This is a genomic window from Rhodococcus sp. LB1 (genome assembly GCF_001583455.1).
GTDB lineage: Bacteria > Actinomycetota > Actinomycetes > Mycobacteriales > Mycobacteriaceae > Rhodococcus_F > Rhodococcus_F opacus.
On the sequence record NZ_LTCZ01000175.1, the window covers coordinates 33,379 to 39,682 of the forward strand.

Below are 6,304 nucleotides of genomic sequence, written 5' to 3' on the forward strand. Positions count from 1 at the left end.
GGCGAGAATCTGCATCACCGTGAGAGGGAGGGGAACCTGTCCGCCGGACAGTGCGTAGACGAGGAACGGCACCACCTCGGGGGTGGCGTGCGCGAAAATGTAGACAATGAACTTGCGGACGTTGTCGTAGACCCTCCGTCCCGCCTCGACGGCGCTGACGATGGTCGCAAAATTGTCATCGGTGAGGACCATCGTCGCGGCCTCCCGCGCGACATCGGTGCCCGACTTACCCATCGCCACACCGATATCGGAACGACGCAACGCCGGAGCGTCGTTGACCCCGTCACCTGTCATCGCGACGACCTGCCCGCTGTCGCGCAAGGCGTCGGTGATCCGCAACTTCGCCTCTGGTGAACTGCGCGCGAAGATGAGTTCGACGTCGGTGGCGAGCAACCTGTCGAGATCGGCTTCCGGCATCTGCTCGAGTTCCGAGCCGGTGACGACTCGCAGACCTGCGTGCCCGATCCCCACGCTCTGTGCGATCCCTCGCGCGGTGAGGCCGTGATCACCGGTGACGACGATGATCCGAATTCCCGCGGAATGACACCTGGCGACGGCCGCCGCTACTTCCGGACGCGGAGGATCGAGCATTGCCGCGATTCCGAGGAGGGTGAGATCGCTCTCCGCCTCTTCCCGCGTCAGTCCCGGGCGAGTGCCCGCGTCGATGTCGCGCTCGGCGACGGCAAGCACACGCAAACCTTCGCGAGCCCAGTCGCGTACGAGATTCGCGGTGAACTCCCGATCGGAACCGGTGAAGGCCGTGTCCACACCAGCCGGACCGGCGATTCGGGTACACCGATCGAAGATCACTTCGGGTGCTCCCTTGGCATGGACGTGCAGCGTGTCGCCGATACGATCGACGGTGGACATCCGGCGCAGCACCGGGTCGAAATGGAACTGCGACAACCGGATTCCGTCAGCGTCTTCTGTCGCGGCTCCCAAGGACAGCGCTGCGTGCAGCAATGCCACCTCCGTCGGATCACCGGATTCGGCACCGGTACTCGAGATGCGGATCTCCGTACTACAGCACGCGACGATCGCCCGGGCCGTCCGGCCTGCCGGAGTCTCTGGTGCCGGAACGGCGACGGCGCCGTCGAACGTCACGACACCGTCCGGGGTCCACAACTTGGTGGTACGCATCCGGTTCATCGTCAGGGTGCCGGTCTTGTCGGTGCAGATGACGCTGGTGGAACCGAGCGTCTCCACGGCCGACAGACGTTTGACGAGGGCGCCCTGCCGGGCGAGTGTGCGCACGCCCACCGCGAGAGCCAACGTGATGGTGGGCAGCAACCCCTCGGGCACGTTCGCGACGAGCAGGCCGATGGCGAAGTTGATCGAATCGTCGAGCGACAATCCCGCCATCAGCGTCCCCAGCGGGATGAACGCCAGACCCATCGCCACCGCAACCGCCGCGATCAGCCAGGCCACGCGCTTCACCTGTTTCTCGAGGGGGCTTTCCTCGTGGCCGACGCGTTGTGACAACGCCGCGATGCGTCCGAGTTCGGTGTGCATTCCTGTCGCGAACACCACCGCGGTGGCATCGCCGCCCACCACATTGGTGCCGCTGAAGACGATGTCCGGCGCCTCGATCAACGGTCCCGTGGTCGACCCGGCGTCGAATCGGATCAGAACCGGCACGGACTCGCCGGTGAGTGTCGACAGGTCGACCTCGACCGATCCCGACAGAAGTCGCGCATCGGCAGACACCCGGTCGCCTTCGGACAGGAAGATCACGTCACCCGGCACCAGTGACCGCAGATCGACCGTCTCCGTCGTTCCCTGGCGGGCGACGCGCGCCCTGGTCGGCAGAAACGCCGCCAATGCTTCGACCGCCCGCTCGGCGTGTCGTTCCTGCACGAACGCGAAGGCGGCGTTGAGCAGGATCACGATGACAATCGCGACACCCAGCGGCGCCGAGCCGCTGAAGACGGCGAGAACGGCAGCCATCCACAAGAGCAGCGCCAACGGATGCGTGAATTGCCGCAGTAACTGCCGGGGCCAGGTGCGACCGCGATGCCGAATCAGTTCATTGGTCCCGTAGACGAGTGTTCGTCGTTCCGCTTCCCTCCGTGACAGTCCATCCCGTCTGGTGCGGAGGTCACGCAATAGCCGGTCGGTCGACTCCTGAGGGTCCACGCGAGCTGTCTTCGTCGCCGTCACCATCGCGCGCTCCTGGTCGTCGGGCCGTTCCGGTACGGATCACGTGGGACGGGCCCGGCGGGGTTCTTCTCCGACGGTGCGCCATCGACGGTTACGGGGAAAGGGACCTTGGTCCTCTCTTGCGGTCGCACGCAGCGCGAACCGGGTCCGGGCTGCGACGATGGAGACACGCGTCCTCACGCGTCGGCCCTCGACGAGGGAAGGCCTATGCACGACACACGAACCCGCGAAACGTGGAATGCGCGCCTCACGAGGCTGTTGGCACCCACCCTGCTCGCAGTCACGTCGGTGGCGCTCGTGTCCGGCGTGGTGGCCACTTCGCTCGGTCGGCCGGGCGTCGCGGACGCGTGTTGGGCGATCGGCACGGTGGTGTCCCTGGTGCCCGCTGTGGGCTGGGTCGTCGTGTCGCTCCTTCAGCGCACAGCTGGTGTCGACCTCATCGCCGTGCTCGCCCTCGCGGGCACACTCGCGGTCGGCGAGTATCTGGCAGGTGCCCTCATCGGGTTCATGCTCGCGACGGGGCGCACGCTCGAATCCGCGGCGGAGCGGCGCGCGTCACGCGATCTGCGCGCCCTCCTCGAACACGCACCACGACGAGCACACAAACGGATCGGCCAAGACGTCGTCCTCGTCCCCTTGGACGAGGTCGAGCCCACCGATCTGCTGGTCGTCGCCTCCGGAGAGGTTGTCCCCGTCGACGGCGTCGTCGTCGCCGACCGATCGGCCGTCCTCGACGAGTCCGCGCTCACCGGGGAGTCGCTCCACGTCGAACGACAGGTCGGGGAGTCGGTGCGCAGTGGGGTGGTGAACGTCGGATCGACGATCGAGCTGCGCGCCACCGCGAGCGCCGCGGACAGCACCTATTCGGGCATCGTCCGGCTGGCGCAGGAGGCCGCTGCCGACAAGGCACCGATCGTACGGATCGCGGACCGCTTCGCCGTCTGGTTCCTTCCCCTGACCCTCCTGGTGTCGTCCGTCGCATGGTGGCTGAGCGGTTCAGCCGTGCGCGCGGTCGCAGTTCTCGTGGTCGCGACCCCGTGTCCGTTGCTGCTCGCCGCCCCTGTCGCCATCGTGTCGGGGTTGTCCCGCGCCTCACGGATCGGTGTCGTCATCCGCGGTGGTGGAGCACTGGAAACACTCGGGCGAGCTCGGACCCTGGTGATGGACAAGACGGGAACCCTGACGACCGGCAGGCCATCCGGACTCGACGTCGCAACCGCTCCCGGCCACAATCCCGACGAGGTACTCCAACTCGCCGCAGCCGTCGACCAGCTGTCACCCCATGTTCTCGCCGAGTCGATCGTCCGCTTCGCGAGGGCTCGGGGCTGTCCGCTTCCCCTGCCCACCGATGTCAGCGAGCAGGCGGGAACCGGGGTCACCGGCATCGTGAACGGTCGTGCGGTGAAGGTCGGTTCGGATCACGGCGTGTTGCCGGACTGGGCGGAGGCCGTATCGACGCGATCGGCGCTGGACGGCGCGGCGGTGGCCTGGGTACAGGTCGACGACGCACTGGTAGGGGCGATCCTGCTGCGGGATCCGCTTCGTCGAGACGCACCTCGCACATTGCGGCGATTGCGGGCAGCCGGACTGGACCGACTGATCATGCTGACCGGAGACCGCCGGGCGCCCGCCCTCGAAATCGGATCCATCGTCGGACTCGACGCCGTGCTCGCGGAGCACACTCCCGTGGACAAGGTGGCGGCAGTGCAGGCCGAGAAGCTCAAAGCTGTCACGATCATGGTGGGCGACGGGATCAACGACGCCCCCGCCTTGGCGGCGGCGTCGGTCGGAGTGGCGATGGGGGCGCGGGGAGCCACGGCCAGTTCGGAGGCTGCCGATATCGTGCTGACGACCGATCACCTCGCCCGGTTGGCGGACGCGATGGAGATCGCACGACGGTCGAGGCGGATCGCGATCCAGAGTGCCGGCATCGGCATGACGCTGTCGCTGTTGGCGATGATCGGCGCGGCGTTCGGCTGGATCGCTCCCGCGGCCGGCGCCCTGCTGCAGGAAGGAATCGATGTGGCGGTCATCCTCAACGCCCTGCGCGCCCTTCGAGGCGGCCGCTCCTCCGAACTGACGGTGACGCGAGAAACCGGCCTGCTGTTGCAGCGTTTCGATCGTGAGCACGACGATCTGCGGGGAGCGCTGGCTCTGATACGTGACGCTGCAGAGCGGGTGACCGCCGAACCCGGAACCGAGACACTGGCGGCGGTGCGTAGAGCACACACCGTCCTGGTGGAGCAGGTCCTGCCCCATGAACGTGCCGAGGAGACCCAACTGTATCCCGCGCTGGCGGACGCCTTCGGAACGGCGGAAGCCACCGCCCCGATGAGTAGGGCTCATGCGGAGATCGATCGACTCAGCCGGCGCCTGGGAACTCACCTCGGCGCGGTCGAGGCACACGGCGAAGTCCGCCCGGATCAGCGTGACGACCTTCTCGCCTGCCTGTACGGGCTGTACGCGGTGCTGCGTTTGCATTTCGCCCAGGAGGAAGAGGACTACTTCGCCCTCGCCCCGAGAGTCGACGACGAGCACTGACAGCCGTCGGCACTACCGGACGACGAGGATCGGGCAGCGGACGGAGTGCATCAAGGCCCTGCTCGTGGATCCCAACAACATACTGGTGAAGCCGCCGCGTCCGCGGCTACCCACGACGAGAAGTCGCGCGTTGTCGGCTTGTTCGCGCAGGTTGCGCACCGGTCGGTCCATCACGACCATCGTCCGAACCTTGACGTCCGGGAAATCCTCGGCCCGGCCGGCGAGACTCTCCGACAGGAGGGCCGTTTCCTGGGTGACGACCTGCTTCCACCCGGAGACGCTGCCGCCCTCGTGGTGCACGGGGAGGTCGACGTCGGACCAGGCGTGAACGGCCACCAGTTCGCACTGCCGCAGGGCGGCCTCCTCGAACGCCAGCGAAATGGCGGGCTCGCTGTGTGCCGACCCGTCCACGCCCACGACGACGGGCCCCTCGAGTCGGGTGACCTCGGTATCGGGAAGCCCGCGGATGACCGCCACCGGGCACGGTGCGTGGGTGGCGACCGCGGCGCTGACCGATCCCAGGAAGCCGCGCTCGATGATTCCCTGGCGGTTCGAGCCGACGACGACCATCGCGGCGGATTTCGATCTTTCGAGGAGTTCACCGGCCGGCGTTCCGGTGCAGAGGGTGGTGTGAATGTCGAGGGAATGTCCCGGTACCGCTCGGGCGGCGATCTCCGCGGCGGCGGCCAGCCGGTTCTTCCCGTTGCGTTCCTCGTCGTCGAAGAAACTCTCCGGCATGCCGATCGGGACACCGTAGGCGCCGGGCACGAACGTGGTCGAGACCACCGACAGTGGGGCATTACGCAACGCCGCCTCCTGCGCGGCCCACGCGACGGCCTGGAGGGACGACGGTGAACCGTCTGTTCCGACAACGATCGGGCGGCGGGCGGTCATGGTGTTCTCCTCCAGGAAGCGCGCGGCAGAAAATGCCGCTACCTCTCATCGTTACGGTGCGTCCGTCACCGGCGTAGGGGAGAAGGTCCCCACCTTCTGTGAGCGGGGGGAGCCGATCCCGGTTCAGGGCAGCGGCGCCGACCACCGGAGCGTGGTTCCGCCACCGGGGGTGGTGTCGATGGTGAAGTGCCCGTTGACTTCCCGAGCCCGGACAGCCAGATTGTCCAATCCACTGCGGGAGACGTTCTTCGGAATACCGGTGCCGTTGTCCGCGACCTCGATGGTGAGATCGTCGTAGACGGAGATGCTGACCGTGACCGTGTCGGCTCGCGCGTGTCGGACGGCGTTGCTCAGCGCCTCACGCAGGACTGCCTCGGCGTGTTCTGCGAGCGCGGCGTCGATGACGGACAGTGGGCCAGACATGTGCACCGTCGTGCGTAACCCGGAATCCGCGGTGGTCTCGGCGACGATTTCGTGCAGTCGCCGTCGGAACTGGGTCATACCACCCGAACCGCCGTGAAGGTCGAAAATGGCGGTACGGATATCACGCACGATGTCGTGAAGGTCGTCGATCGATTGTTCGAGTCGCTCCTTGACGATCGGAGCCTTCGCCCTCTGCAAGGTGCTCTGCATTGACAGGCCGACCGCGAAGAGTCGCTGGATGACGTGGTCGTGGAGGTCCCGCGCGATCCGATCGCGATCGGACAGG

The 6,304-nt window shown here is 67.1% G+C and carries 3 protein-coding genes and 1 pseudogene; 1 reads left to right on the top strand and 3 read right to left on the bottom strand.

What is annotated here, in order from left to right; translation table 11 throughout:
- Window positions 1–108: 108 nt before the first annotated feature.
- Window positions 109–2,163 (bottom strand): annotated as a pseudogene (locus AZG88_RS23685) (cation-translocating P-type ATPase); the annotation flags it as partial.
- A 204-nt stretch (window positions 2,164–2,367) separates the two neighbouring features.
- Between AZG88_RS23685 and AZG88_RS23690 the strand changes: the two are divergent.
- Window positions 2,368–4,701, top strand: coding sequence for a heavy metal translocating P-type ATPase (locus tag AZG88_RS23690; protein WP_061699388.1), 2,334 nt, complete (start codon window positions 2,368–2,370; stop codon window positions 4,699–4,701).
- A 12-nt stretch (window positions 4,702–4,713) separates the two neighbouring features.
- Here the strand turns inward: AZG88_RS23690 and AZG88_RS23695 are convergent, their stop codons facing one another.
- Together AZG88_RS23695 and AZG88_RS23700 are read right to left on the bottom strand one after the other, a co-directional pair.
- The gene (locus tag AZG88_RS23695) at window positions 4,714–5,595 is read right to left on the bottom strand and encodes a universal stress protein (protein WP_061699389.1); all 882 of its coding nucleotides are present in this window, start codon (window positions 5,593–5,595) and stop codon (window positions 4,714–4,716) included.
- 123 nt (window positions 5,596–5,718) lie between these two features.
- A partial coding sequence (locus tag AZG88_RS23700; protein ID WP_197487919.1) for a sensor histidine kinase occupies window positions 5,719–6,304 on the bottom strand: 586 nt, incomplete at its 5' end.